The following is a 25,955-nucleotide window of genomic DNA, read 5'->3' on the forward strand; positions in this document are numbered from 1 at the left end:
GTTCGCCAGTACGCGATATGTGAACGGCACCTGCATCGGCCCTTGCACATCCCCCGGATCAACTCGATCGCTGCGACGCGCTGAACCAGCCGATCGCGCATTTCGGCTTCGTTTGCACGTCTGTTTCGATGCCGGCCGGCACGATGGCCGGCATCGTTTGTTCGTCTAATATATAGCCAAATTCTCGGGCGATTTCAAATTATTTGGAGTCAGCATCCAATTATGAATTTCTGACGCCGTCCATGAATAAAAACTCATTCCGTAACACGCTGCGGGATCGAACACGTTTATTGAATTGAAACAATGTAAAAACCTGCAATACGAAATCGGTTTCGTTCGCTTGACTGCAGTGCCGGCACGTGCCTCAGGACTGCCGGCCTGCCTGCCCGCCTGCCGTTTAGCAGGTAGAAAAACATTCCGACGCCCCCGATGCATTCAGTAAGAATGCAACATCCCTTGCCAAATCGGCGGTCAGCCGTCCTGTCGAATTCCGACGAAATCGCGATCGCCTGATCCGGCCATCTCGCACCTGTCAATAATCCGGCGATCGGCCGGACGATTGCTGCACTGCATTCGATTGCCGCTTTGCATACCGATTTTCATGTCGATTCGCATGCCAATCAAATGTGCATTTCAGAATCATCACGTATCAATCAGTTATCCGACACAAATTGGCCGCACGGGGTCCGTTTTCAGCCTCTCACTCCAGCCACACCCCGTCGAACCGGTGCCCGCCGAGCGGCGAAAACGTAAGCCCGCGCACGCGCTTCGACACCGGCAGCGACACGATCGACGTCGCGATCGGCGTAAACGGCACCTGGTCCTTGAACACCACCTGCGCCTGCTCGTACAACGCGGTGCGCTTCGCGACGTCGGCATCCTCGCGCGCCCGGTCGACGAGCCGTTCGAATTCCGCGTTGCACCACTTCGACAGGTTGCTGCCGTGCACGGCCTCGCAGCCGAGCAGCGTGCCGAGCCAGTTGTCCGGATCGCCGTTATCGCCGGACCAGCCGTACAGGATCGCGTCGTGCTGCCCTTCCCGCTTCGAGCGCCGGTTGTACTCGCCCCATTCGTAGCTGACGATGTTCGCGCGCACGCCGATCTTCGCCCAGTCCTGCTGGATGAGCTGCGCCATCAGTTTCGCGTTCGGGTTGTATGGGCGCTGCACGGGCATCGCCCACAGCGTCAGCTCGAATCCGTTCGGAAAACCCGCGCGCGCCAGCAGCGCCTTCGCGGCGGCAGGATCGTGCGGCGCGTCCTTCAGCCGCGGGTTGTACGACCATTGCGCGGGCGGCATCGGGTTCGACGCGATCTTCGCGTCGCCGTTGAACACGGTCTTCACGATCGCGGCCTTGTCGATCGCGATGTCGAGCGCACGCCGCACGTCGACGCGGTCGAGCGGCGCATGCTGCGTGTTGTACGCGACGAAGCCGACGTTGAAGCCCATCCCCGAGAACAGCGTCAGCTTCGGATCGCGCCGCACCGTGTCGAGATCCGCGGGCCGCGGAAACACCGACACCTGGCACTCGCCGCCCGACAGCTTCTGCACGCGCGTCGCCGGATCCGGCGTGATCGCGAACACGAGATGCGCGAGCTTCACGTCGTCCGGCTTCCAGTAGTCGGGGTTCGCGTCGTAGCGGATCACCGCGTCCTTCTGGTAAGCGCGCAGCTGGAACGGCCCGGTGCCGACCGGCAACTGGTCGATGTCGGCCTCGCGATGACGCGCGGCGAGCTGCGTCGCATACTCCGCCGACAGGATCGACGCGAACGCCATCGCCAGATTGCGCACGAACACGACGTCCGGCGACTTCAGCACGAAGCGCACCGTGTCGTCGTCGATCTTCTCGATCCGCTCGATGTTGCGCTCGAAGCCGAGGTCGCTGAAGTACGGAAAACTCGTCGGATACGCCTTGCGAAACGGGTCGTCCGGGTCGAGCATCCGCCGGAACGTGAACACGACATCGTCGGCCTGGAACGGCCGGGTCGGCCTGAACCACGCGGTGGTCTGGAACTTCACGCCGCGCCGCAGGTGGAACGTATGGACGCGCCGATCGGGCGACACGTCCCAGCTTGTCGCGAGCCCGGGCTCGAGATCGAGCGTGCCGCGCTTGAACTGCACCAGTTCGTTGTAGATCGTGTGCGTGCTCGCGTCGAAGTCGGTGCTCGTCGTGTGCTGGCCCGGGTCGAAACCGGCCGGACTGCCTTCGGTGCAGAACACGAGCGTCTTGCCCGTGACGGGCGCGGCGAACGCGTGCGACGCAGCGCCGGCAAACAGAAGCGACGCGGCCGCAGAACGGATCGCTGCGCGGAACACCGCAACGGCCAACGCCTTCAACGGCACACGATGCGTGGTGTGCCCAACGACAGGAATTTTCATGATGGCAGGGACGAAAGATAAGGAACACGGTGACGTCGCGCCATCTTCGCGCGCGCCGCGCGGATCGCTTACCAATTAATTCGCCATTGCTTATCGCATCGGACAGCAGAGGGCAGCATCGGCGGCGGCCGATATCGTGCCGCGTTCGTGCCGCGTTCGTGCCGCGTTCGTGCCGCCTTGGTGTCGCGTTCGTGCCGATATGGTGCCGATATGGTGCCGGTTTCGTGCCCGCGTCGCTGCCGGTGGCAAAACCGCCGGAATCGGCGCAAGGTATCGGGTGCAGGCCGCCGATATCGGCACCCCGGCCTGCGCCGCCTTCCGTCGCGGCGCCCAGCGAACCGCCGAGTCCAGGAGCGAACCCATGCCCAGCAGTCCTGACCCGAATACCCGGCCCATGAAAATCCCGGGCCCCGATCACCCGATCACGACCGAGCGTCTGAAGTCTCGCGTCGTGGTCATCGTCGCCGGCAAGACCGTCGCCGACACGCGTCATGCGCTGTCGCTGCGCGAGGCCAGCTATCCGGCCGTGCTCTACATCCCGCGCGAAGACGTCGACATGGCGCTGCTGGAACGCACCGACCATGCGACTTACTGCCCGTACAAGGGCGACTGCGCGTATTACTCGATCCCGTCCGGCGGCCCGCGCGCGGTCAACGCGGCGTGGACCTACGAGCATCCGTATCCGTCCGTCGATTCGATTCGCGCACACCTCGCGTTCTATCCGGACCGCGTCGATTCGATCGAGGAAATACCCGTCGCCGTGCATTGACCGCTCGTGCGACGCGCGACCCCGGCTTCGCGCGCGTCGCGCGTCATCCGCCATCGCGCACGCTGCAGCCCGATCGTCCGGCGGCTGATTTGCATATGCGCAATCGTTGGTTGGAACGCCGTGCGCGCCCGCTTATCGTCGTGGATCTGGCGCGGGCCGGCTTGCTGCAGCCCGGCCCGCGCATCGCGCCTGCCGTCGCACACGGCAGGCTCGCCCGCTCTCCACACGCAGGACGCGTCCATGCACACAAGCATTCCTCCCGTCGAAACCGCGCCGGCGGACCCGCGCCGCCGCCAGCTTCTTCACGGCGCTGCCGCCGGGCTCGCTTCACTCGCCTCAGTCGCCGCACTCGGCCCGCTCAGCCCGCTCGCGAGCCGTGCGGCCCGAGCGCAAGGCGGCGGCACGCGGCTGCGCGTCGGCTTCCAGAAATACGGCAACTTCGTCGTGCTCAAGGCGCGCGGCACGCTCGAGAAGCGGCTCGCGAGCCAGGGCGTCGCAGTGGAATGGCTCGAGTTTCCCGCCGGGCCGCAACTGCTCGAAGGGCTGAACGCCGGCGCGATCGACGTCGGCACGGTCGGCGAGACGCCGCCGATCTTCGCGCAGGCCGCGGGCGTCGATTTCGTCTACATCGGCAACGAGCCCCCCGCGCCGCACGGCGAAGCGATCGTCGTGCTGCCCGATTCGCCGATCCGCTCGGTCGCGCAACTGCGCGGCAAGAAGGTCGCGCTCAACAAGGGATCGAACGTCCACTACCTGCTCGTGAAGGCGCTCCAGCACGCGGGCCTCGCGTACACGGACATCCATCCGATCTACCTGACGCCCGCGGACGCGCGCGCCGCGTTCGTCCAGCGCAACGTCGACGCGTGGGTGATCTGGGATCCGTATCTGGCGGCTGCCCAGCGACAGCTCGATGCGCGCGTGATCGCGGACGGCGACGGCCTCGTGCGCAACACGCAGTACTACCTCGCCGCACGCAAGTACGCGGCCGCGCAGCCGCAGGTGCTGCGCGCGCTGCTCGACGAAGTGGACGCGGTCGACCGCTGGGGACGCGACCACGTTCCGGAAGTCGCGGCGCTGCTGTCGCCGCTCGTCGGCCTCGACACGGCGACGCTCGAGATCGCGCTCAAGCGCACCGGATATGGCGTGCAGCCGGTCACGGACGCGACGCTCGCCTATCAGCAGAACATCGCCGACACGTTCAGCACGCTGAAGCTGATCCCCGGCAAGGTGACGGTGGCCGACGCGCGCTAGCCGATGTCAGGCCGCCGCATCGCGCGAGTGCGATCGCCCGCCGCGCCACGCGCATGCATCACGCGGGGGGCGTCGCGCCGATCCGCCGCCACTCGTCGTAGTCGATGACGAGACCCGCCTCGTCGATCGCGATATCCGCCTGATACGTGCCGCTCGCGTATCGATACCGGTGTGCATCGATGCGCGTATACCGCTGCTGCCCGCACACGATCTCGAATGACGGAAAACGCAACCACTCGGTGCGAATGTCGGCGCCGGCGCCGCGCGTCACCACGCCTGCCGGTAGATCTCCAGTGCGTCGCCTTCCGTTACGTCGCGTGGATTGTTCACGAGCAGGCGCGTCTGCAGCATCGCCTCGGACGCCATCCGCGGCAAATCGCCCTCGCCCACCCCGACCTCGCGCAGCGTGCGCGGGATCCCGGTCGCGACGATCAGCCGGTCGATCTCGTCGATCAGCGCGCGGGTTTTCGCTTCGTCGCTGCCGGTTGCGGCCGGCACGACGATCGCCGCGAGTTCCGCATACCGTGGCGCCGCGGCCGGCGCGTTGAAGCGCAGCACGTGCGGCAGCACGAGCGCGTTCGACAGGCCGTGCGGCACGTGGAAGATCCCGCCGATCGGGTAAGCGAGCGCATGCACGGCCGCGACGGGCGCGTTCGCGAACGCCTGCCCGGCGAACATCGCGCCCACCAGCATCGCTTCGCGCGCGTACCGGTCCTGCCCGTTCGCGCAGGCCGTCAGCAGGTTGCGCGACAGCAGCGTCAGCGCCTTTTCCGCGAGCATGTCCGAGACCGGATTCTTCAGCCGCGCGGATGTGTAGGACTCGATCGCGTGCACCATCGCGTCGATGCCGGTTGCGGCCGTCGCCGCGCTCGGCAGCCCGAGCGTCAGCTCGGCATCGAGGATCGCGACGTCCGCGAGCAGATGCGGCGACACGACGCCCATCTTGCGCGCTTCGCCGACCGTCACGATCGACACGGCCGTCACTTCGGAGCCCGTGCCGGCCGTCGTCGGCATCTGCACGAGCGGCAGCCGCGTGCTCGTGACCTTGTCGACGCCGTACATGTCCGCGAGCGGCTGCTGCCCCGGCACGAGCGCCGCGATCAGCTTCGCGACGTCCATCGACGACCCGCCGCCGAGGCCGAGCACGATCTCGGCCGCAGCCTCGGCGGCGCGCGCGGTCGCTTCGAGCACCACGTGTTCCGGCGGATCGGCGACGACGCCGTCGATCACGGTCACTTGCCAGCCGTGCGCGGCGAGACTTTCGAGCGCCGGCGCCAGCATGCCGCTGCGATGCAGGAACGCATCGGTGACCACGCACAGCCGCGCGAGCGACGGGAATCGTTCGCGCAGCAGCGCGCCGAGCTTGCGCGCTGCGCCGAACTCCACGATCAGCCTCGGCACGGTGCGGAATTGAAACGGGTTCATCCAGCGTCTCCTGGGTGGGTCGCCGTGCCGGCGTCCGGCGCGCCGTACGGCTGCCTGGTTGCTTGCGTCGCGGCGATCGAGCAGCGGAATGATCGCCGCTCGTTCAATCCGCTGAACATGCGGCGTTTCAGTGTGGGCGTCAAGTACACGCGCGTCGACGGCCTGCCCGGAAATCGCCGTGCGACGGCGTTGCAGGGCGTCGGCGGGCCGTTCCGTTAAAATTCCGCACTTTCCATCTTGACCGGCCCTCCCGCCATGCAACCCGCCTCGCTTGACCGACCCGCTTCCCCCGGCGCCGACGACGCCGAACTCGCGCACGACCTCGTCTACGGCCCGGATGACCGCCCCGCCCCGACGGTCGCCTTCGTCGCCGCCCTGCAGCACCTGCTGGCGATCATCGTGCCGATCGTCACGCCCGGCCTGCTGATCTGTCAGGCGCTCGGCGTGTCGAGCCGCGACACCACGCTGATCGTGTCGATGTCGCTCGTGATCTCCGGCATCGCCACCTTCGTCCAGTGCAAGCGCTTCGGCCCGCTGGGCGCGGGCCTGCTGATCGTGCAGGGCACGAGTTTCAACTTCGTCGGCCCGCTGATCGCCGGCGGCAGCCTGATGGTCAAGCAGGGAACCCCGGTCGAGACCGTGATGGCCGCCATCTTCGGCGTCGTGATCGCCGGCTCGTTCGTCGAAATGGGCGTGTCGCGCATCCTGCCGTTCGTCAAGCGCCTCATCACGCCGCTCGTCACCGGCATCGTGGTGCTGCTGATCGGGCTCACGCTGATCAAGGTCGGCCTCATCAGCATGGGTGGCGGCTACGGTGCGATGGCCAAGGGCACGTTCGCGAGCACCGAGAACCTGACGCTGTCGGGCCTCGTGCTCGGCACCATCATCCTGCTGAACCGCGTGCCGATCGTCTGGGTGCGCAGCACCGCGCTCGTCATCGCACTCGTGATCGGCTATCTCGCGGCCGCGTTCCTCGGCCGCCTCGACTTCACCGGCATGCACGAAGCCGCGCTGTTCCAGATCCCGACGCCGCTGCACTTCGGCATCGGCTTCTCGTGGTCGCTGTTCGTGCCGATGCTGATCATCTACCTCGTCACGTCGCTCGAAGCGATCGGCGACGTCACGGCCACCAGCAAGATCTCGAAGCAGCCGGTCGAGGGGCCCGTGTGGATGCAGCGCATCAAGGGCGGCGTGCTCGTGAACGGCGCGAACTCGCTGCTGGCCGGTGTGTTCAACACGTTCCCGAGCTCCGTGTTCGCGCAGAACAACGGCGTGATCCAGATCACCGGCGTCGCGAGCCGTTACGTCGGCATCTGGATCGCGGCGATGCTCGTCGTGCTCGGCCTGTTCCCGGTCGTCGCCGGCGCGCTGCAAGCCGTGCCGGAGCCGGTGCTGGGCGGTGCGGCGATGGTGATGTTCGGCGCGGTGGCCGCGTCGGGCATCAACATTCTCGCGGGCATCCAGCTCGACCGCCGCGCGCTGCTGATCATCGCGGTGTCGCTGGCGCTCGGCCTCGGCGTGTCGCAGGTGCCGGACATCCTCAACAGCCTGCCGCATGCGCTGAAGAACGTGCTGGAATCGGGCGTCGCGACTGGCGGCATCTGCGCGCTCGTGATGAACTGGTTCTTGCCGGAGCGCAAATGATGCGCTGACGGCGCGGCCCGTTCGACGGGCCGCCCGGCAAGTTGCTGCCACGCCCCGGAGGCGAAATTTCGCGCTGCGCTTCCAGCGGATCGTGGCGATTGCGGCGACGACGCGTTCCTTCGGTCAATGGCCAAGACCGCTGCTCGCGATCTGCTGCTCCACGAACCGGGCGAACAGCGCATGCACGCGCGTCGTCGGATGGAGGTCGTCGGCAAACATGTAGGTCTGGTCGGCATTGGCCGTCACGTAGGTAGCCGGCGAGCAAAGCAACGACGTTGCATCGGGCGTCTTTGCGGGATCGCAGGCGACGGCGGTGTTCGAGACGACAAAACCGTTCGCCCGAAAGTTCGCGACGATCTGGTTCACCCACGTATAGGAATCGATCTGGATGACCTTGCCTTGAACGCCGTTGGCCTGCAACGCAGCGTTCAGGTCGTTGTTGAAGTCTTGCGACAACTGGGTCAGGTTCGCTCCGCCATCGGGCGACGCGATGCCTTTCGGTGACAGTCCGACATTCGGCACGTTGACCACCACGACATGCGTCGCGCCGTTCTGCAAGATCTGTGCGACGACCTGAGCCAGCGCGGTGGCAGCGGTCTGCACGGTCTGCGCGGCGGCCGGCGGCGCCCCGGCACGCAGCACGTCGTTCGAGCCCGCCCAGACCAGCACGAGCTGACTCGAATTGAAGCCGCCATGAGCGGACAGGTAGCTCGAAACCTGCTGATTGACGGGCATTTCGATGTTGCCGATCACATCGGTCAGGAAGTCGTTGAGGTTTGCCGGCGTAGCGACCGTGGCGCCGCCCTCCGCATAGCCGAGCCCGCCTTGCGCACTCAGCTTGTGCGTCGCGTCGATCGTAAACGCCGCAGTCAGCGTGTCACCGTAATACTGCGCGACGTCTTGAGACCACACTTGCCCGGGGTTGGTCGTGAAACGCCCGCCACCCACCACGCTCGCGATCGGCGCATAGGTCCCGACATCCGACAGGCTGTCGCCGAACGAAACGACTTGCAGGTGGATGCCGCCGGGCGGAGGGCCGGAACTCGCGCTGCCGCCCGATCCGTCTCCGCCGCCACACGCGGCAAGCAGAAAAAGCGCGACGGCAAGCGTTGCGACGCGCAACGTGTGATGGATTCCTTGCATGGCTCCTCCTCCGCCGCGCGGCCTGATCATCGAGCCAGCGTGGCAGGGTCGTCGCCAGTCGATCCATCGATCTTGCGATGCGCGCGACGTATCGGATCGAGGACGCGCTATCGCCCTGAATTTATCCCATCAGCAGGCATCGAAATTGCGCCAGGGTTGCGAAGCAGTATCGATGGTGACGGCGTAGATGCAGCCTGCATGGCTACAGGTTAGTCGATCTTATCGGGGTACGAAGAAGGGGCGCGGCCGTACCGAAGATCAGCCGACTTCCGCTACGCGTGAAGGCCGCAGACTCGGTCCGTCGCTTGCGCTGGGCCGGTTTTCCATTAGATTTCGAGGTTTCTGCTCAGCCAACCAATAAGCGAGAATGCAGATCGGGCGACCGAACAACCCATCATTTTCTGACCTGCGTCGAATCAACCGCGAGATTGCTGGCCCACTGGCACGTTGTTCAATTTCGCCGCGATCTGCGCCGGCAAGTACGTCTCGGAATGTGTCAACTACTGCAAGTGTGTCTTGTTGATCAGTCTGCGAAACGTCCCGCCCAGATACCGCAAGACACAGCGGGATCAAAAAACTTCACCCATTGTTCACGTGCCGTATTGACTCGCGCGAGTTGATCAATCGTAAGCGATCCATCATTGACGCCTCTGATCAGTGAGTGTGGGAGGCGTCAATGATGGATCGCTTACAATACATCCGCCGCGCGTTCCTGCAATGTTCGGATGCGTATCGAACTGCTGGGCCAATTCGGTCAGCGTCCGCTCGCCTTTAATCGCGGCCAGGGCCACCTTCGCCATGAACGCTGCTGAGTGCGTCCGTCGGATTTACTTCGTCATCTTTCCGGTTCCTTTGCCAGCATTATCGCCGGCTCAGGCCTCGACCAATCCACTTATCTGGCTGTCCGAATTCGCGCGGCGGCCTCTTATGGAGAATCATGAAGAAAGGCGAGATAGTTATATCGACCGCGCATGTCGAATCCGGGCTGCGTGGCGATTTCTGGCGCGAGGTGACTCGCCCGTTCTTCCTCAGCTCGTTTGCCGACGAGGTGAATCCTGAAGCTTCGATCCGTTCAAGGGCATTCGGCGCCGGGACAATCGCGCTCATCTCGTTCAGCGCACAGCAATGCCGACGTGACAGGAAAGTCATTGTATCCAGCGATCTGGCGGACTATCTGGTCCAGCTTGTTGTGTCCGGCGACGTCACCGGAGACTTCGGTGGGCCTTCGTTCCGCGCGAGTCGAGGCGATGTCTTCATCATCGATCTTGCTAAACCGTACGTTACGCTCTCCGATGCCGGGAGCCGGCTGTCCGTAGCCGTGCCGAGAGAGCGTTTGGAGAAGATGGTCGGGCGAACAAATCTGCATGGCCTTACGCTCAAAGCGGATTGGCCTCTCACGCGGTTGCTGATCGATTACATGCAGGGATTGTTTTCGGTGGCAGGCGGCCCGATCTCCACCGAGGAATCGTCCGCGGTCCAGGACGCGTTGGCGACACTGGTTGCCGGGAACCTGAGCGGGAAAGCTCCGACGGTCTCGGGCTACCCGTCTGAACTGGGTGTTGTGCTGCGGGATCGCATACTTGCCTATATCGACGAACATCTCCGCGATGTCGAACTGGGGCCGCAAAAACTAATGACGCGATTCAGAATCTCGCGTGCGCATCTTTATCGTGCGTTCGAAAAGGACGGCGGCATCGCCCTGCTGATTCGCGAAAAGCGTCTTGATCTGGCTTATCGGATGCTCAGCGCGCCGTCGTTCCATGCCTCCGGGGAATCAATCAAGCGCCTCAGTTTGGAATGTGGCTTTACGAGCCCCAATAACTTCAGCCGTGCTTTCCGCGAGCGCTTCGGAACCACGCCGGGTCAAATGCTCAAAGGGGAATCTCCGGCTGGCATGCGGGGTGGAGATCAGTTCGATTTCCAGGCGCATTTCATGACATTCACCAACGCAGATTGATTTGTAAGCGCCTGAGCAGAACCGTCGCACAGGTTGTAGACGACAGAGATTCGCAATGCTGTCCGCAAAACAAAACTCATCCCTGCGGGACTTTCTGTGAGCGAAGCTGACGAGCTAGGCCGCCAATGGAACGCCGACGTGTATGCAATCGCGACACGGGCGTGAAAGCCAATCGTTACGATCGGCGAATGCGTACGGATCGGAGCAGCTGTAGAGTTCATCAATTGATGTCGCGGTTTGACAACCAATTCTCGTCGCTTTGAGCTGCGAAACGGCCACACGACAGACTTAAAGGCGGCAAAAACACTCAATTCCTGTCGCTTTGATACACGGATGCTTAAAAATTCCGCGGTCCGCACCTGTTTATCCATCTGATGCGTTTTTCAGACGTGAAAGCGGACGCTCAGCCGGCACTCGACCCGGACGATACACGGTTTAGGGAGTCATTCAGTAGCAACGATGCTCCGCTCCGGAATTTTTGACCGTCTCGTCGTTGCTAGTCGCTTGGTACCCCATTGCACGAGCATCGCTAAGACTGCCGCCTCCGTAAAGGCCACGAGTGGATGCTGGTAAGGCAGTGAGAACGAAAGCAGCAAACATATTGCGGCGAACGAGAACCTGCCAAGCACCATGCCCCGAAGCAGCGAGATGAGAAAGGCTGGCCCATGTGCGCGGTGAGACGACACCGATAAGACGATTCCGAGAAGTGGAAATACTGCTAGCGGGCCGCTCCATGCGGGGCCTGCCCATCCAGATAGCGAGGTGACTAGGACCGTCAGCACCGCGCCGGCGACCACCCTGCCTACCAGGTCGGATATCGTAAGCGGTGCGCCCGCGGCGACCGCTGAGCTGTGTGGCAAGAACGACTGCCCGAAGCACACCGCCGCGATGGCGGCGGTTGCGGCCCGGTGAAGTTGGCAACATTGATAGGCCGCACACGGATATAAACCACGCGATGAGCCCGACAACTAGTGCGACAGGTCACTTACGCGAGCGGCAGGTCCATGCGTATGAGAAATTGAAAGCTTCTGACGCGAGGATGGCGGAAAGGGATAGCGTGGCGGCATGCGCCCCGAAGATCGGGCCATGTGCGAGCACGAGAAGGAAAAGAATCGGACCGGCCACCACGGGCAAACCAGCCAACCAGCCAGCAATCGATGGTCCCCACCATTTACTCGACATTGAAACGACAAGCAAGAACAGCGGGACAAGGGTTAGTTTGAGCGCGAGCATGCCGAAATCGAGCAGACTTAAAGAGGGATCATACTCGCATGTCCCATTTTGCTGCCCCTGATTTTTGACTGCGTCACTGCAGCGTCGAACGGCTGTTATCCGGACACCACGCCGAAAGTACGTTCTTGGCCAACCACGGATTCGACGCATCGCCTGCCCGTGGCGCCGAATCTGCTGGATCGGCGTTTCGGCGGCTGGCGGCCCAATCAGGCATGCGTAAGCGACATCACGTTCGTCAGGACCGGCGAAGGCTGGTTGCAATCACTCATTCGGCAAACAGCATCACATGTACGGATAGCGCGCATCCTTTCCAGACCATGTGATGCAGGCGGCGCTGCAACTCCGCCAGTAGCTTTTGTTCCGCACCGGGGATTTCGAGCAGCATGCCCAGATGCGGGTCGTCGCCGTCGAGATGGGTCATGTGGCCGATTTCGACCTCGTGCATGTACTTGTGCACGAACGCGCGCAGGTCATCGTCAGTCGTATCGGGCGGCAAATTACCGATCAATAGTCTCATATCAGTGCCCCTCCAAAACGGGCGTCGAGCCCGACGCAACCATGCGTCGAGCGTGAACAGGTCCGGCGATCAGCCCATGATGCTGACGCCGCCATCAATAAACATCGTGTTGCCGGTGATGCGCCGCGCGTAAGGTGTGGCCAGATACGCGCACGCGAACCCGACATCCATGATGTCGACAAGCTCGCCTAGCGGTGCGCGCTCGATCGCTTCATTGAGCAGGAGATCGAAGTCCTTGAGTCCGGATGCGGCACGCGTCTTGAGCGGCCCCGGCGAAATCGGATGGACGCGAATGCCCCGCGGTCCGAGCTCGTGGGCGAGATACCGGCACGCGGCCTCGAGTGCCGCCTTGACCGGTCCCATCAGATCGTAATTCGGCACGACCTTCGAAGCGCCCAGGTAGCTCATCGCGAACAGCGTCCCGCCCTGGTCCATTAACGGCACGGCCTGTCGCGCCATCCGGATGAACGAGTGGCACGACACGTCCATCGCCGTCGCGAACCCCTGTGCGGAGCTGTTGATCAACCCGCCCTGCAGGTCCTCCTTCGGCGCAAATGCGATCGAATGAACCACGACGTCGAGACGGCCCCAAGTATTGCGGATCCCCTCGAACAGCGCGTCCATTTCATCCGGCTTCGACACGTCGAGCGGCATCATGAGCTCAACGCCGAGTTCCCGCGCGAGTGGCTCGACATACCCTCTGCACTTTTCATTCGCGTAGGTGATCGCCAGTTCCGCGCCCAGCTCGCGAAACGCGCGCGCGCATCCGTACGCGATCGAATGTTCGTTTGCGATTCCAGCGATCAGTACCTTACGACCCGCGAGGGGCAGGTTCCGGATGTCATCCATTCAGGCCTCGAGCAGCTCAAGAGTGTGCGATGCGATCATCAGCTCTTCATTGGTCGGAATAACCCACGCCGAAACGGCACTGTCGGACGTGCTGATACGTGGCCCGTGGCGCGCATTCAAGCCTGAATCGAGCGACACGCCGAGCCATTCCGCCGCCACGCATACGCGCTCGCGTACTGGCGCCGAGTGCTCGCCGATACCTGCCGTAAAGACGATGCTATCCAGGCCACCAAGGGCCGCCGCGAGGGAACCGAGTTCGCGCGAAATCCGATAGCAAAACAGATCGACCGCTTCCGCCGCAGCGGGATCGTCGCTTTCGAGCAGCGTGCGCATGTCACTGGAAATACCGGAAACGCCAAGCAGTCCGGACTGCTTGTACAGCAGCGTCTCGATCGCGCGGGCGTCCATGTGGTGATGATCCATCAGCCATACAAGCACACCCGGATCGACGGCACCCGAGCGCGTGCCCATGGGCAACCCTTCGACAGCGGTGAATCCCATCGTGCTCGCGATGCTCTTGCCATTCGCCAGTGCAGTCATGCTCGCGCCATTTCCCAGATGCATGACCACCGTCTTGCCGCGTGCCGCCCGTTCATCGTGGCGCGCCAGTACCGAGGCGATGTACTCGTACGACAGACCATGAAATCCGTAGCGCCGCACCCCTTGCTGAGTGATTTCGCGTGGAAGTGCGAATTGCGTCGCGATAGCGGGCTGCCCGTGATGAAACGCAGTATCGAAGCAGGCGACCTGCGGAAGATCCGCATGCCGTTCGGCAATGAGCTTCAGCGCAGCAAGGTTGTGCGGCTGGTGCAATGGGGCCAGCGGCACGAGCGTCTCGAGATTGGCGATGACACCCTCGTCGACGCGTACGGGCAACGCATACTGGCTACCGCCATGCACGATGCGGTGGCCGACGCCGATCGCCTTGTAGCCGGCGGAGTGGCTGCGCAGCCAGTCGAACAGGAAGGCAACGGCGCCGTCGTGTCCGAGTCGTTCGCCTTTGGGCCAGCGCTTCTCGTCGACTACCGCCCCATGCACGTCCGTGATATGGACACGCGGATCCGTATGGATTTCCTCGAAGCTGCCGTGACACACCGGATCGAGCGGACTGCCGCTCACCGCGAAGACGGAGAATTTGACGCTCGACGATCCCGCGTTGACAACCAGAATGATGTTCATGGGTCCTCGGCTCAATTGACGACGGCACGTGACGGATCACGTCGCCAAAGCGCGATCATTGATGCGACAGCACAAGAAGCCAGCCGGGTGATCACGGAATCGGCCCGGCTGGTGAGGATCACCGGTACGCGCGCGCCGAGCACGATGCCGGCCGCGTCGGCGCCCGCGAGAAACGACAGGCTCTTGGCGAGCATATTGCCCGCCTCCAGATCCGGCACGACGAGGACATTTGCGCGACCGGCGACTGGCGAGTCGATGTGCTTGAGCTCGGCGGCTTCGACGTTGATCGCATTGTCGAGCGCGAGCGGACCATCGAGCACGCCGCCCACGATCTGCTTGCGGTCCGCCATCTTGCACAGCGCCGCCGCATCGAGCGTCGACGGCACTTTCGGGTTGACTGTTTCCATCGCCGACAGGATCGCAACCCGCGCGGTGGGGAATTGCAACGCGTGAGCCAGATCGATCGCGTTTTGCACGATGTGGACCTTGTCCTCGAGCGTGGGCGCAATGTTGACGGCAGCATCGGTGATGATCAGCGGATCCTCATGGCCCGGTACGTCCATCACGAAGCAGTGACTGATGCGGCGCGCTGTGCGCAACCCGGTTTCGCGCGCGACGACCGCACCCATCAGCTCGTCGGTATGCAGCGAACCCTTCATCAGCGCCTGCGCCTGTCCCTCGCGCACGACACGCACCGCGGCTTCTGCCGCCGCGTGACTGTGCGGCGCGTCCACGAGCGGCAGGTTCGAAATGTCGAGTCCGCCTTCGTCGGCCAGCGCGGCGATTTTCGCTGACGGGCCGACCAGAATCGGTTCGATCAAGCCGAGCTGAGCCGCCTCGACCGCCGCGCCGAGCGCACTGAGATCGCAAGGATGTGCAACGGCCGTCGGCGTGGCCGGCAACGTCCTCGCGAATGCGATCAGGCGTTCATATTTTTCGCGTTTGTGTTCCATGATGGACTCTTAGACAGACTCGGTCGATTTTGCGCGACGCTCACGCGGCTCCAGCCCGAGCGTCTCGGCGACGCGTGCAAATCGCGCCTGTTCCTCGGACGTGATCTCGCCACGGACGGACGCCAGCGTGCGTGCCACATCGAACGCGCGACGGCGCTCGGCCGTGCCCGGCAACAATGCCGTGAGGCCCGCCAGTGCGCGCTCCTCGTCCAGCAACATGAGGAACGTCTGACGCTTCGCCACTTGCTTGAGGTCGGCGATCCGGATCGTGTCGTCGAGCCCGGACTCGCGCATCAGTTTGCGCATCGCATTGAACGGGCGTTCGTCGACCACGTGGAGATCGCGGGCGCAATAGATGATCACGCGCATCGCGCCGTCCAGCAGCGTGCCGCTCTCGAATGACGTTTCCAGCTCACGGCGCTTCAGCCGCTTGAACTCCTCCTCGATCCAGCTATCTGTTTCGTGCGCCCGGCGTTGTACGGAGCCTTCCTTCAGGCCGACCTGGGACGCCAGCCATGGCGATTCGTAGACTGCCCTGAACAGCATCTCGACGCCGCCGTCGCGCCATGCCCGATACCCTTCCAGGCCACTCACGATCGCCTGCGACACCTGGCTCTCGCCTTCGCGCATCGAGTTCCCGGGCGATACGGGCTGCCGCCATGCCCGCACCGTATCGGCCATCAGCTTGAGAGCCCACGTCGCCGGATTGACATCCGACATCGCCCACCGCTCGAAGCGCGCCGGGTTCATTAGTCGTGTCCATGCCGCCATCCAGGGATTCGATGCCGCTTTCACCCATGGCGACACGAACGTGTCGTAAGCGCCCTGATTGATTTCGGCGACGCGCTTGACGACTTCAAACGCACGCTCGCCTTCGCGCCCGTCGCCAAGCGCGAGGATGTCGCTGATTTCCCGCGCCTCGAAGCGAATCAGGTACCGCCCCGCGACGAACTCCAGCCCCGGCAGGTCGGGATGCGTATCCTCGATCACTGCCTCGTACAGGCCGGGTGGAAGCACGTCGATCAGGTCGAGCGCGCTGATGAGTTCGGCATGTTCCTTCTTCGCGATGCCCGCCGACACGAAAATGCCCAGATGCCCGATCTTGTCGTTCAGGCAATAGACGATCGTCTGTTCGTTGTAGCGGATCGCGTCGACGCTGTCATACAGATCCGCAATCCAGTAGAGCGCCTGCGGCGGCGGCGTGATGTTGTCGCCCCACGATGCGAAGACGACGATCGGCGACCGGATATTGCGCAGATCGATGCGCACGTTGCCGTCGGCCGACACCACCTCACCCGCGGACAGACGGTTGCCGACAAAGAGGTTCTGCACAATCCATTCCATTTCCCGCTTGTTCATCAGGAAGTGGCCGCCCCACCAGCGCTCGAACTCCAGGAAGCGGTCCCGCTCGGTGTCGACGTTCGCATAGACGTTGTACAGCTTCGTCCAGTACGTGTTGGCCGGGTTCATCTGCTCGAAGTTGTTGACCAGATAGGCGCCGTCGAACACGCCGTTCCCGCAATCGCCTGCCAACGACGCGAGCCAGGTTCCGCCGAGCAGGCCACCGGTGTAACGCATCGGATACTTCCCCTCGACGCCCGCCCAGTACGACACCGGCGAGCCCGCAAGCAGAATCGGCCCGACCTGGTCGGGCACGGCCGCGGCGAGGATCAGCGTTGCCCATCCGCCCTGACAGTTACCGATCACGAACGGCTTGTCTTCGGCCTCCGGATGTCGCTGCGCGACACATTCGAGAAAGGCGATTTCGGCACGTGTCACCGCTTCGATCGTCTGGCTCGGTTCGGGATGCGGAAAGAAGAAGACGAAATAGCACGGGTGCCCCTGCTGCAACGCGATGCCGATCTCGCTGTCCATCTTGAAGCCGCCGATGCCCGGCCCGTGGCCCGCACGCGGATCGATGACGATGAACGGACGTTTCTTCGGATCGGTCTCGGGAGACCCTGCCGGGGGGACGATGCGCGCCAGCGCGTAGTTCGCCGGATGCGGCAATTCCCGGCCATCGGCGACGACTTCGTATTCGAACGCAAGGACGGGGGGTTTGCCGGACATCGCGTGCTCGAGGTAGATATTCCCTCTCTCACGCAGCACGTCCAGAAACAATACGCTACGTTGCCACGCGTCAATCCCGTATTCGGCGGCGTCTTGCGCACATTGAGCCAGAACGGGGATGGGGTGATTGACATCGGACATGCTGGAACTCCTGTTGCAGGAACTTCGTACGGCACTGACGACCATTCAAGAAATCGTTCCGGCCCGTGCGATCGCGAAAAAGGGCCGCAAGTCGGACCGGCACGTCAATCGATTGGCTTGATCAGTTCGTTCGGGGCAGGGAGATTGTTGGCCGGTCTTGCTGCGCCGGGACAGGCACGAACCGTCCGAACATGCGGAGAAATTTACGTTGAATGGACCGCTCCCCCAAGGGAATTCCAGCAAGGTTTTGACCTTGATCATTCTCGGGTGTGTGTCACCGTTCGTGCGGCGATTTCCCACGCATTGCCACGATTCTGTAACATCCGGCGCCCGTCGCGTGTGTCCAAAGGGCCAGGTACCTTGATTGCGCTACGGAGTCTCTGAGAATTGTTCAGGCAAGGTCGTTTCGCTGCGCATTCAAAATCGCCTGCTTGCCGCCTTCGTCGAACATTGACACCGAGAAAAGCGTGACGTGGTTGTCCACAGAGTTGGTGAAGCGACTGCGCGCACGGCTGCGTTGCTGCCCAGTCGGACATGGATGCGCGCCTGTCCAATCAGCGCGCCGCTTCCCCGCCAGCATCAAATTCGAGCCCAGCCACCGGTAGAGGCCGCGCCGCGATATTCTCCGCCACCGCGCGTGCCAGACGAAGCACCTGCAACACGACCACTGCGGCGCGCTCCGGAAATCGTTCATCTCCGACTCCGAGCGTTTTCTGCCTGCGAGAGGAGGGCAAAAGCGATGCAGCGGAGTGTAGCTCAGCCGCTATCGCCGCGAGAACAGTGCCGGTGACGGAGAGAATGGTCATCAGCGGATCGGTAACCACGAAGCGCTTCTCCGCAATGCCTCTTTCGCTGTCTCTCCGCAACCACTGCCCCAGACCGCGATGCAGCGCATGCGCCGAAAAGCCTTCGCGCACCAGGAATTGCCCCCACACCGGCTCATTTCGCGCGCGCATCAGCGTGTGACGCACGCAAACGGCGACCACTTCGGCCGGGTCGGATAGTCCGCTCACAAGGCAGTCGAGCGCGTCGGCAAATTCCTCGAAAACCCATTCGATCAGTGCGGCGAAGATCCCCTCCTTCGATTCGAAGTGGTTGCAGAACGAGCCGAAGCCAACATCGGCGGCTTCGGTGATTTCGTCGATGGCCACGCAATCCATACCCTTTTCGGCCATCAGCCTGAGTGCCGCCTCGAGCATACGCATGCGCGTTTCCCGTTTGCGGCGGGCGCCACGCGGCTGACGCGGTTCGCCCGCCTGTGCGGACGCGCCGGAGGTTCTCGCATTGCGTTGCCGGGTCGTACGGTGCTTTGGAACGTCTCGCATATCGGGAAGTTGATTCTGCATGCCTCAATTCCAGATCGATCTCTCATAATTGACGCGTTTATCCGTTTTGAGTTTAATCTCTCGGTTGGCGGTTGAGCGAGCTGACGCATCGCAGATAGTCACCTATCGCGTAGCAGAAGACGCCTCTCGTCGAAGCCGTTGATCAGACGAGAACCTGCTTGCGGCGTGGTTGGCGAGAACGCTGCGGCTTCGTTCAGCCAGTCGATGCGGGGGAAACGCGGCATGCGCTGATTCCCGGAGTTCCCATCGACTGCTCCCGTCAGACCGAAAATATCGAACTACTTATATTCACTATTTCCCGCCGATCGACACCATTCGACTCGGATGTCACCGCGCACATGCTCTCGTTCGTCAACCGTCGGCATGTGAGCCTGGACAAGCTCGAGACCGCGCAGCGTCGTTCGCACGGTGTTCCTGCTTGAGTGGATCGGCAGCCTCGAATTGCGCCAGGAGGTCACCGCGAACACGAACAAAATCGAGTCGTACAATGGCTTCTCCAAGTGGCTGTCGTTCGGTGGCGACGTGATCGCCGAGAACGAGCCGGAGGAGCAGCAGAAACGGCTACGCTACTATGACCTGGTCGCGTCGGCCGTGATCCTGCAGAACACGGTGGACATGATGCAGGCGCTGCGGGAGATGGCGGCAAACGGCGAGCAAGTGCGCGCCGAAGACATCGAGTTTCTGAGCCCGTATCCGACTCACAACATCCGCCGCTTCGGCCACTATAAGCTGCACCTCGATCTTGAACAGCATGCCGCCGGTGCCATCGCGCCGCGAAGGCAGCTTTTCCAAGCAGGTGCTGGATGCGCTGGGCCTGGTCGACGAATTTATTGTCGAACTGACGCGGGTGAGGACGATTCTTGATCCGCTCGAAGCGTTGTACCCGGACGAAGCGTTCGGCGAAGATTGAGTATGCGTGGGCGAAATATTTGCAGGGGTAATCGCGGGACTGCTGGTTGCCCGCGCATGAGCGCGTTTCGGGCTCCCAGCGACGCCTTGCGCGCAGTCGACGAATGCGGCTCAGCGCGTGCCCGCCAGCTTCGATCCGGCCCAATCGGTGCGCGTCGTGGTGCATTCAGCTCTGTTGAACGGTCAAGCACACTCGATTCGCGTTTGCCCAGAGCCTTGCTAACGGACAGACTTCAAGTCATTGAGTGGAATGGCTCTCCGTGCCAGGCATGCTCAGATGTAAAGTCCGTCACGATGCGACGGAATCGCGGTCCTGGGATAACGCAGCGTAATGAAGTCCGTCATTCGCCATATTTCGTGAAGACGGAGCAAGGCTGAGTTCGCCAAGGTAGACGCTTTCGCCTAATTCGCACTGGCGCGAAGCCTCCCCGTGTGCATGACGGATTTCGACTTTGTAAACGCCGCTACTCTTCGTCAAGCCGCCAAACCGGAAATCGCCGAAGCCGTCCGACACGGTTTCGGCCACCATGCGCTCGCCGCCGTACAGGGTCACTTCCGCACCCGCGACGCATTCGACCACATCTCCAATCTGCGCGCTCACGCTTCCTCCGATGAAGCATGTGTCCCAGCGCTCCAGGGCGCTGTACCACACGCGTGGCTTCGTCCCAAAGTTGGGCTGCAGCACGCTGAGGCCCTCGCGCCGAGCCTTTTCGGCCATCGACTCGTCATCGAGCTTTACCGCTTCGAACACTTCGGTCGGGCACGACTGCTGACAACGCGGGTGCGACCAACCTTGATCGAGCAGATGCGCGTCGAAGATCCAGGTCTGCGGCAGTTGCAGTTCCTCGTTCCAGACTATCGCCTTGTACGGGCAGGACTTGACGATGTCCTTGCGCCCTCGCGCCTTGTCCGGATCAATGATGACGATGCCGTCGGATCGCTTGCGGATCGCATCGCCGCCGACGCGCATGCAGGGCGCGTCGTCGCAGTGATTGCACATCACCGGCAAGTACGTCGTTTCGACCATGTGGGACTCGCCCTGCACGCGGCGCAGGATGCGAATGGGGCTTTCGGCGCTGGCCGCGGCAGGCGCGGCGTACCCAGGAAAGTCATTGCCAACATGCTCATCCCGCGCAGCGATGACGCAGTTCTGGCAGTTCTCGCATTGCCCGACCTTAATAACCAGATTCCACTTGCTCATCGTGTGCTCCTCACGCTGCTCGACCGATCATGAAAGCGTCCGCGCCTTTCCACTTTTCCACCTGCACAAGACATGAATTCGGACTCATGCTGCTCGTACCCGCCGTCTGGGGCCGATCTGGGGTCAGCAGGTTCATGCAACCGCCAATTTCGACGCGCTCCCCGTCTATTTCGATCAACTGGAATTCAGCGCTCGCCTCGTAAGACTTGACTACCCCGGCAGTGACCAGAGGCGATACATCAGCCGCACAGATAACCGCACCCCGGTCGTTGTAGACCTTGACGAGATCGCGATGAGCAATGCCCCGGGCCGCCGCGTCGACGGCACCAAGTCTCAGCAGCCAGAAGCGATGTCCGCCAATCAACGCACGATGATCTTCGATGCTGTTGACCGATGAGTTCTTGCCGTCGCAATGCGTGTGAAAACTGTAACGGCTATGCGTGGCGATCAGTTGCAGTGGATACCGCTGTGCCAGCGGAGAGCGCAAGCCCTCCCAGGACGGGATGTATCGGTTCACCGGCGGTCGCTCCGGGTTGTCAGCTGTGTGCCGCTTCAGCAACTCGGGTACGAACTCGAGCTTGCCGCTGGGCGTCTGCAAGCCCATGCCGAATTTTTCGGCATATTGCGACGGCATCGGATGCGGTTCCTGCAGATCCTTGCGCCGGCCTTCCGCGAACCAGCGCATATCCACTGGATGTCGCAATTCCGGTTTTTCGGTCGGCACAACGAAGTAGCCCTTACGGCAGAACTCACGCCACGAAATGTGATCCGGCAAATCCGACGAGTTGAATACCCGCTTGACCCAGTCCAACTCGCCGCAGCCCTCGGTGAACACACTGCCAAGTCCCAGACGGGTCAGAATAGCGGTGAAGATGTCATAGTCGGAGCGGGACTCGCCCAAAGGTTCGATGCACTTATGCTGCAGCGTAATCATGCGGTGATTGACCGTGTTGAAGCCGTGATGCGCGTAGCCACCGGAATTCGACCATTCGCCGATGTCCCACCGCTCCAGCGACGTGCATGCGGGCAGAATGATATCGGCGAACTTCGCCTCGCCTTCCATCCAGATTGACTGATTGACCACGAACTCAATGCTCGGGTGACGGTAAGCGTCGGCCCAGCGCCCCGATTTCGTGACAGTGCTGAAGGCAGAGCCGCCATAGCGATAGATCATGCGGATCGGCGAGTAACCGGGCATCGGGTAACTAAACGGCGCGAACTGCGCTTCCTGGGACATGCCGTCCCAGAGGTAGCCTGTCGCGTGGCCGTTGATGATTGCATCGGGCAACTGCTGCCGCGGGACCATCTGCTTGACGGGATTCATTGTCAGGATGTGCGGCATGCGTTGATAGTTGTTCACGGCGTTCGCGGTCCACGCGAGCTCGCCTGACATCCCACCGTCCGCGTAGCCCGGAAAGTAGAAATTCAGATCGTGCGGAACACCGATTTCGAGGCAGCCGAAATTCACGCCCGGTTTGCCCCAACCCTGCATCGCCATCATCATGATCATGCAACGCGCCCACTGGGCCCCAGTCGCACCGCGTCCAGCCCCCCCGAATCCCGCACCCGTCATTCCGACGGCGAGATACACCTTCCTCGTCCCCCACCGCCGCGCCAGGGCTCGGACGTCTTTGGCGGGCACGCCAGTTTCCAGCTCCTGCCATTCGGGCGTTTTGGGCACGCCATCCGTCTCGCCCGTCAGGTAGGCCCGCCATTCGTCGAACCCGGTCGTCCGGTTAGCGACGTAATCCTTGTCGTACAGGTCCTCCATCAGCCATACATACATAATTGCAGTGGCGAGGGCCGCGTCAGTTTGCGGTCGGACCGGAACCCATCGCCCACCCAGCAACTGGGCAGTCGGATTGCAGTGCGGATCGATATGGACGAACTCGATTCCCAGTTCCTTTGCCCAAAGACGCCGCGGCGTACCTTCAAATCCGGCATAGGCGCCATTCGTGCTTTCCGGGTCGCTAGACCAGAAAACGATCATTTCGGCTTCCTTCAGGCAATCCTCGATTCCGCCATAGCCGGACGGTACGCCAACGCGCATCGAGTTGCCGAAGTGATGCATGGCGCCCCAGTACCAACCTTCCCAGCTGTCCGGATTGGCGGCCACCCGTGTGAAGCCGATCAGGTTGGCAAAACGCGTCAACGCACTGAGGTAGTAGCCGATATTGCCCCACTGGTGGTGCGACGACATGGGGAACGTTATGGAGCCCGGACCGTGAACACGCTTTTGCCGGTTGATCTCTTTCGCGACAATGTCCAACGCCTCGTCCCAGCTGATCGGCACATAGGCAGACTTGCCACGGTTTTGTGGATTGCGCTCGCCGTCTGGGTCGAAATCGACTCGCTTCATCGGGTGCAGGATGCGCTTGTCCGAATAGACGAGCGACTTGATCGCCAATGCGTGCGGTGCGACGAGGCCGCGCCGTGGCGGGCTGAAACGGCGTCCGCGCGCTTCAATCTCCCAGCTCGGGGCATCCTTGGTGTCGAGATCGACAGGCGTCACGCGAATGATGCGTCCATTTTTCACGTACACGAATAAAGGGCCGCCATTGGTGCAAGTGGTGTAGCGCTGCGTGCCGTCGCGCATGGGCATACCCATCGGCAGGCTGATGGTTTGCATCATGCTCAGCGTTTGCATGAACCACACCAGCAACTCATCGTCGCCTTCAGTAACCACCTTGAAATTTTTCGCCGCATGGATGATATCCAGGTAGTCCGGACTGGCGGAGAGAAATTTCAGGGCGGTGGCCACGTCCTTGAATAGCATGCGCACGTCGGGCTGCGGATGCCTGCCGGCACACGACCGGATGCGGCCATTCTTGAACTTGATGACGCGACCGATGCTTTGATCCATGAGCCCGATCCACGCGACGAGATCGCGCTCCTTTAGCCGATCGCGATAGGCAGGGAAGCGGCGAGCCGTCAGGTCGAGGACCTTGGGCATGGCAAAGAGAATGGTCTTGAGGATCTGTCGTTTCACTTTTTGATCCAATGGGAAGGCTGCGCAGATGCAAGCATCAGGGCATTACGGACCAGGTCCCCTCCCGAGCGGACAAGCCGCTCAGGTGGGCGCGGTCATGTCTGGTGGTGGTTTAAAGACCCGGGAAAGCCGGGCCCCATTGCAACAATGTATTTCGTCCGAACGGATAGCTCAGGGTCGGCGAGTCGCTGTTGACGAGGTCGCCGTCCACGTAATGCTCCATGTGGAAGCCCGCGGGATCAGTCCAGTAATCGAAAATCTGGCTGCCGTGGAAATGGCGGCCGATGCCCCAGCGGTGCTTGTAGCCTTTATCGGCCATGACCATGTGGCCGATGCCCACGTCATCGATATCGCGACATTCAAAGGAGGCGTGGTCCAGGCCCACCGCCTCGCCGCCGACAATGGCCAGTGTGTGGTGATCGGTCCATGTTGCGCCTGTATCCAGGTGCATGAAGGCGGCCACGACACGATTCTCGTCGCCCTGGTAGATCCGTTCCGACGGCTGCATGCCGAGGGTGTCGCCGTACCACGAGATCAATCCCTGCGGGTCCGGCGAGAAGACGGCCACATGGCCAAGCCGCTGAATGTGCGACGGGCCGAAGGCCGGGCGCTGGAAATGGCCCAGCCGGTTCCTCGCATGGGCGTCATTCCACACAATCGGAGTGCCGCCCGACGGAACGACTGGGAGACGTTCGGCGCCGAACACGAACTCCAGCCGACGGCCATCGGGATCGGCCCCCACCGTGTACAGGCCTCCGCCCGGATGCGGGCAATCGGTCACGGGTGAGTCAAAGCGGGCCGCCAACGTATCGAGCGCGTCGCGCGAACTCGCGCGGAACCCGACACCAACAAACGCCGCCTCGCCTTGCGTCGAGACGTAGGAGAAAGGCGCGTCCCCGTAGCTGCGCAGATAAAGCGTGTCGCCGCCCTGTTGCAGATCCAGCAAACCGTAATCGACCATGAAATTGCGGACGGCAGCCAGGTCCGGGTGGCGAAACATAACGTATTCGATGTCTTCGATGAGCATGAGAAATCTCACGATTGATGCGTTAGCGGCACAATCCGCCGCCGGGATTGACGTCCGGGAACGCTGGTCGTCCGCGCTAGAATGTGTAGCCGACGTTCAGAAAGACGTTAATGGGCTCGATCCGGAGCGTCGACCTGGAAACGATCTGCGTTCCGGTTGCGGTCTGTCCGTATATAGTCATGTGCGTCTTGAGCGGGATGTAGCCGACAGACGCTCCGACCGACCAGTGTTTGGAAAGCGCGTAATTTGCCCCGACGTCGAACACGGGGTTCCACGATGCACTGAGGGTCGCGTGTATCGATCCGCCAGGACCAACGCTATTGGTGATGAACTGGCCGTTGGTTGCGCGAACCTGGGTGAACCACGTATAGTTCACGCCCAATCCGACGAAAGGACGAAATTTCGACTGAGCCTCAAACAGGTGATATCGAAGCTCGATGGCGGGCGGCATCGGCCTCGTCGTGCCGAGGGTGCCGTACTTCGCGAGCGTCCCCTTGCCCTGCAGATTGACTGTTAGTGGCAGGCCAATGAGTGTGGCGATGCCGATGTTGTCGGTCACGTAGTACTCGGTGTTGATGCCGAGCGTATCCGTTGACGACGCGTGTGCACCAGTGCCCGATAACTGCTGATTGACGGCAATACCACCCACGCTCTCCACGGTGAGCGGCGTGGCATTACCCTGTGGTGCTACGTGAAGCCACCCCGTCGACAGGGTAAAGCTTCCGGCCGACTGTGCATTCGCATTTCCAGCAAGCGCAGCCGAACAGATAAAACCCGCCACAACGGCAGGCCGAACATCTTTCCAGTAGTTCCTCACGCGTCTTCTCCTGCCTCATCGGCTAAATAGTTTTTATCGTCCACACGGCTTTAACGATCCGCCCATTGATCCGGATCGTTGGATCGGTTCTCGTATCTTTAGACCGAATCTAAAAATCGTCTCCTTTGTTACGTAGGTATACTAAATACAACGATTTG

At 62.3% G+C, this 25,955-nt stretch carries 19 protein-coding genes and 4 pseudogenes; 7 read left to right on the forward strand and 16 right to left on the reverse strand.

The genetic code is table 11. The features are described from left to right. Positions 1-700: 700 nt before the first annotated feature. Complete coding sequence (locus tag ACV22Z_RS13540) at positions 701-2,377, reverse strand: ABC transporter substrate-binding protein (RefSeq protein ID WP_448076796.1); 1,677 nt, start codon at positions 2,375-2,377, stop codon at positions 701-703. Between the two features lie 361 nt (positions 2,378-2,738). Here ACV22Z_RS13540 and ACV22Z_RS13545 point away from each other — a divergent pair, with 361 nt between their 5' ends. After that, entirely contained in the window at positions 2,739-3,146 is a 408-nt protein-coding gene (locus ACV22Z_RS13545; RefSeq protein WP_448076797.1) for a DUF427 domain-containing protein, read from the forward strand. A 240-nt stretch (positions 3,147-3,386) separates the two neighbouring features. Continuing rightward, positions 3,387-4,397 (forward strand): sulfonate ABC transporter substrate-binding protein, encoded by a 1,011-nt coding sequence (locus tag ACV22Z_RS13550; RefSeq protein ID WP_448076798.1) that lies wholly within the window; start codon positions 3,387-3,389, stop codon positions 4,395-4,397. A 58-nt stretch (positions 4,398-4,455) separates the two neighbouring features. On the opposite strand, the pseudogene ACV22Z_RS13555 reads toward ACV22Z_RS13550, so the two are convergent. Then, positions 4,456-4,659: pseudogene (locus tag ACV22Z_RS13555) on the reverse strand (putative glycolipid-binding domain-containing protein); the annotation flags it as partial. A 5-nt stretch (positions 4,660-4,664) separates the two neighbouring features. Beyond that, positions 4,665-5,822: an iron-containing alcohol dehydrogenase gene (locus tag ACV22Z_RS13560; protein ID WP_448076799.1), complete on the reverse strand. Its 1,158-nt coding sequence runs from the start codon at positions 5,820-5,822 to the stop codon at positions 4,665-4,667. A 255-nt stretch (positions 5,823-6,077) separates the two neighbouring features. Here ACV22Z_RS13560 and ACV22Z_RS13565 point away from each other — a divergent pair, with 255 nt between their 5' ends. After that, the gene (locus ACV22Z_RS13565; RefSeq protein ID WP_448076800.1) at positions 6,078-7,466 is read left to right on the forward strand and encodes a uracil-xanthine permease family protein; all 1,389 of its coding nucleotides are present in this window, start codon (positions 6,078-6,080) and stop codon (positions 7,464-7,466) included. 123 nt (positions 7,467-7,589) lie between these two features. On the opposite strand, the gene ACV22Z_RS13570 is transcribed toward ACV22Z_RS13565, so the two are convergent. Both ACV22Z_RS13570 and ACV22Z_RS13575 read right to left on the reverse strand, forming a co-directional pair. Continuing rightward, the gene (locus ACV22Z_RS13570) at positions 7,590-8,609 is read right to left on the reverse strand and encodes an SGNH/GDSL hydrolase family protein (RefSeq protein WP_448076801.1); all 1,020 of its coding nucleotides are present in this window, start codon (positions 8,607-8,609) and stop codon (positions 7,590-7,592) included. Positions 8,610-9,247: 638 nt separating this feature from the next. Beyond that, positions 9,248-9,409 carry a hypothetical protein gene (locus ACV22Z_RS13575; RefSeq protein WP_448076900.1) on the reverse strand — a complete coding sequence of 54 codons (162 nt, stop codon included), beginning with the start codon at positions 9,407-9,409 and terminating at the stop codon, positions 9,248-9,250. A gap of 137 nt (positions 9,410-9,546) precedes the next feature. Between ACV22Z_RS13575 and ACV22Z_RS13580 the strand changes: the two genes are divergently transcribed. Beyond that, positions 9,547-10,566: a helix-turn-helix domain-containing protein gene (locus ACV22Z_RS13580; protein ID WP_448076802.1), complete on the forward strand. Its 1,020-nt coding sequence runs from the start codon at positions 9,547-9,549 to the stop codon at positions 10,564-10,566. 443 nt (positions 10,567-11,009) lie between these two features. Here the strand turns inward: ACV22Z_RS13580 and ACV22Z_RS13585 are convergent. Continuing rightward, positions 11,010-11,799 (reverse strand): annotated as a pseudogene (locus tag ACV22Z_RS13585) (hypothetical protein). Between the two features lie 132 nt (positions 11,800-11,931). On the opposite strand from ACV22Z_RS13585, the pseudogene ACV22Z_RS13590 reads away from it, so the two are divergent. After that, positions 11,932-12,057 (forward strand): annotated as a pseudogene (locus tag ACV22Z_RS13590) (IS3-like element ISBvi3 family transposase); the annotation flags it as partial. Positions 12,058-12,064: 7 nt separating this feature from the next. Here the strand turns inward: ACV22Z_RS13590 and ACV22Z_RS13595 are convergent. The 5 genes from ACV22Z_RS13595 to ACV22Z_RS13615 all read right to left on the reverse strand — a co-directional run bounded on the left by ACV22Z_RS13595 (position 12,065) and on the right by ACV22Z_RS13615 (position 17,508). Next, positions 12,065-12,307: a hypothetical protein gene (locus ACV22Z_RS13595; protein WP_448076901.1), complete on the reverse strand. Its 243-nt coding sequence runs from the start codon at positions 12,305-12,307 to the stop codon at positions 12,065-12,067. Between the two features lie 78 nt (positions 12,308-12,385). Further along, positions 12,386-13,165 (reverse strand): enoyl-ACP reductase FabI, encoded by a 780-nt coding sequence (fabI, locus tag ACV22Z_RS13600; RefSeq protein ID WP_448076803.1) that lies wholly within the window; start codon positions 13,163-13,165, stop codon positions 12,386-12,388. Beyond that, positions 13,166-14,344 (reverse strand): acetate/propionate family kinase, encoded by a 1,179-nt coding sequence (locus ACV22Z_RS13605; RefSeq protein WP_448076804.1) that lies wholly within the window; start codon positions 14,342-14,344, stop codon positions 13,166-13,168. It lies immediately after the preceding gene. A gap of 11 nt (positions 14,345-14,355) precedes the next feature. Beyond that, the gene (locus ACV22Z_RS13610) at positions 14,356-15,297 is read right to left on the reverse strand and encodes a phosphate acetyltransferase (protein WP_448076805.1); all 942 of its coding nucleotides are present in this window, start codon (positions 15,295-15,297) and stop codon (positions 14,356-14,358) included. 9 nt (positions 15,298-15,306) lie between these two features. Further along, entirely contained in the window at positions 15,307-17,508 is a 2,202-nt protein-coding gene (locus ACV22Z_RS13615) for a DUF3141 domain-containing protein (RefSeq protein WP_448076806.1), read from the reverse strand. Between ACV22Z_RS13615 and ACV22Z_RS13620 the strand changes: the two genes are divergently transcribed. Then, positions 17,507-17,629 carry a hypothetical protein gene (locus ACV22Z_RS13620; protein ID WP_448076807.1) on the forward strand — a complete coding sequence of 41 codons (123 nt, stop codon included), beginning with the start codon at positions 17,507-17,509 and terminating at the stop codon, positions 17,627-17,629. The genes ACV22Z_RS13615 and ACV22Z_RS13620 overlap by 2 nt on opposite strands. 433 nt (positions 17,630-18,062) lie before the next feature. Here ACV22Z_RS13620 and ACV22Z_RS13625 read toward each other — a convergent pair whose 3' ends face one another. Next, positions 18,063-18,833, reverse strand: coding sequence for a TetR/AcrR family transcriptional regulator (locus ACV22Z_RS13625; protein ID WP_448076894.1), 771 nt, complete (start codon positions 18,831-18,833; stop codon positions 18,063-18,065). 414 nt (positions 18,834-19,247) lie between these two features. On the opposite strand from ACV22Z_RS13625, the pseudogene ACV22Z_RS13630 reads away from it, so the two are divergent. Beyond that, positions 19,248-19,718 (forward strand): annotated as a pseudogene (locus ACV22Z_RS13630) (Tn3 family transposase); the annotation flags it as partial. Positions 19,719-20,052: 334 nt separating this feature from the next. Here the strand turns inward: ACV22Z_RS13630 and ACV22Z_RS13635 are convergent. The 4 genes from ACV22Z_RS13635 to ACV22Z_RS13650 form a co-directional block, all read right to left on the reverse strand. After that, entirely contained in the window at positions 20,053-20,964 is a 912-nt protein-coding gene (locus tag ACV22Z_RS13635) for a 4Fe-4S dicluster domain-containing protein (protein ID WP_448076808.1), read from the reverse strand. A 10-nt stretch (positions 20,965-20,974) separates the two neighbouring features. Then, on the reverse strand, positions 20,975-23,953 hold the full coding sequence (locus ACV22Z_RS13640) for a molybdopterin-dependent oxidoreductase (protein WP_448076809.1): 2,979 nt from the start codon (positions 23,951-23,953) through the stop codon (positions 20,975-20,977). A 112-nt stretch (positions 23,954-24,065) separates the two neighbouring features. Continuing rightward, entirely contained in the window at positions 24,066-24,980 is a 915-nt protein-coding gene (locus ACV22Z_RS13645; protein WP_448076810.1) for a VOC family protein, read from the reverse strand. A gap of 76 nt (positions 24,981-25,056) precedes the next feature. Beyond that, the gene (locus ACV22Z_RS13650) at positions 25,057-25,797 is read right to left on the reverse strand and encodes an OmpW/AlkL family protein (RefSeq protein WP_448076811.1); all 741 of its coding nucleotides are present in this window, start codon (positions 25,795-25,797) and stop codon (positions 25,057-25,059) included. Positions 25,798-25,955 lie beyond the last annotated feature (158 nt).

The sequence above is a fragment of the Burkholderia sp. PU8-34 genome (assembly GCF_053427725.1).

Bases quoted from the DNA above. Each gene is read 5' to 3' on its own strand.
- ACV22Z_RS13540 (WP_448076796.1), bottom strand. From the start codon at position 2,377: ATGAAAATTCCTGTCGTTGGGCACACCACGCATCGTGTGCCGTTGAAG.
- ACV22Z_RS13545 (WP_448076797.1), top strand. From the start codon at position 2,739: ATGCCCAGCAGTCCTGACCCGAATACCCGGCCCATGAAAATCCCGGGC.
- ACV22Z_RS13550 (WP_448076798.1), top strand. From the start codon at position 3,387: ATGCACACAAGCATTCCTCCCGTCGAAACCGCGCCGGCGGACCCGCGC.
- ACV22Z_RS13560 (WP_448076799.1), bottom strand. From the start codon at position 5,822: ATGAACCCGTTTCAATTCCGCACCGTGCCGAGGCTGATCGTGGAGTTC.
- ACV22Z_RS13565 (WP_448076800.1), top strand. From the start codon at position 6,078: ATGCAACCCGCCTCGCTTGACCGACCCGCTTCCCCCGGCGCCGACGAC.
- ACV22Z_RS13570 (WP_448076801.1), bottom strand. From the start codon at position 8,609: ATGCAAGGAATCCATCACACGTTGCGCGTCGCAACGCTTGCCGTCGCG.
- ACV22Z_RS13575 (WP_448076900.1), bottom strand. From the start codon at position 9,409: ATGGCGAAGGTGGCCCTGGCCGCGATTAAAGGCGAGCGGACGCTGACC.
- ACV22Z_RS13580 (WP_448076802.1), top strand. From the start codon at position 9,547: ATGAAGAAAGGCGAGATAGTTATATCGACCGCGCATGTCGAATCCGGG.
- fabI (WP_448076803.1), bottom strand. From the start codon at position 13,165: ATGGATGACATCCGGAACCTGCCCCTCGCGGGTCGTAAGGTACTGATC.
- ACV22Z_RS13605 (WP_448076804.1), bottom strand. From the start codon at position 14,344: ATGAACATCATTCTGGTTGTCAACGCGGGATCGTCGAGCGTCAAATTC.
- ACV22Z_RS13610 (WP_448076805.1), bottom strand. From the start codon at position 15,297: ATGGAACACAAACGCGAAAAATATGAACGCCTGATCGCATTCGCGAGG.
- ACV22Z_RS13620 (WP_448076807.1), top strand. From the start codon at position 17,507: ATGCTGGAACTCCTGTTGCAGGAACTTCGTACGGCACTGACGACCATT.
- ACV22Z_RS13615 (WP_448076806.1), bottom strand. From the start codon at position 17,508: ATGTCCGATGTCAATCACCCCATCCCCGTTCTGGCTCAATGTGCGCAA.
- ACV22Z_RS13625 (WP_448076894.1), bottom strand. From the start codon at position 18,833: ATGCGAGACGTTCCAAAGCACCGTACGACCCGGCAACGCAATGCGAGA.
- ACV22Z_RS13635 (WP_448076808.1), bottom strand. From the start codon at position 20,964: ATGAGCAAGTGGAATCTGGTTATTAAGGTCGGGCAATGCGAGAACTGC.
- ACV22Z_RS13645 (WP_448076810.1), bottom strand. From the start codon at position 24,980: ATGCTCATCGAAGACATCGAATACGTTATGTTTCGCCACCCGGACCTG.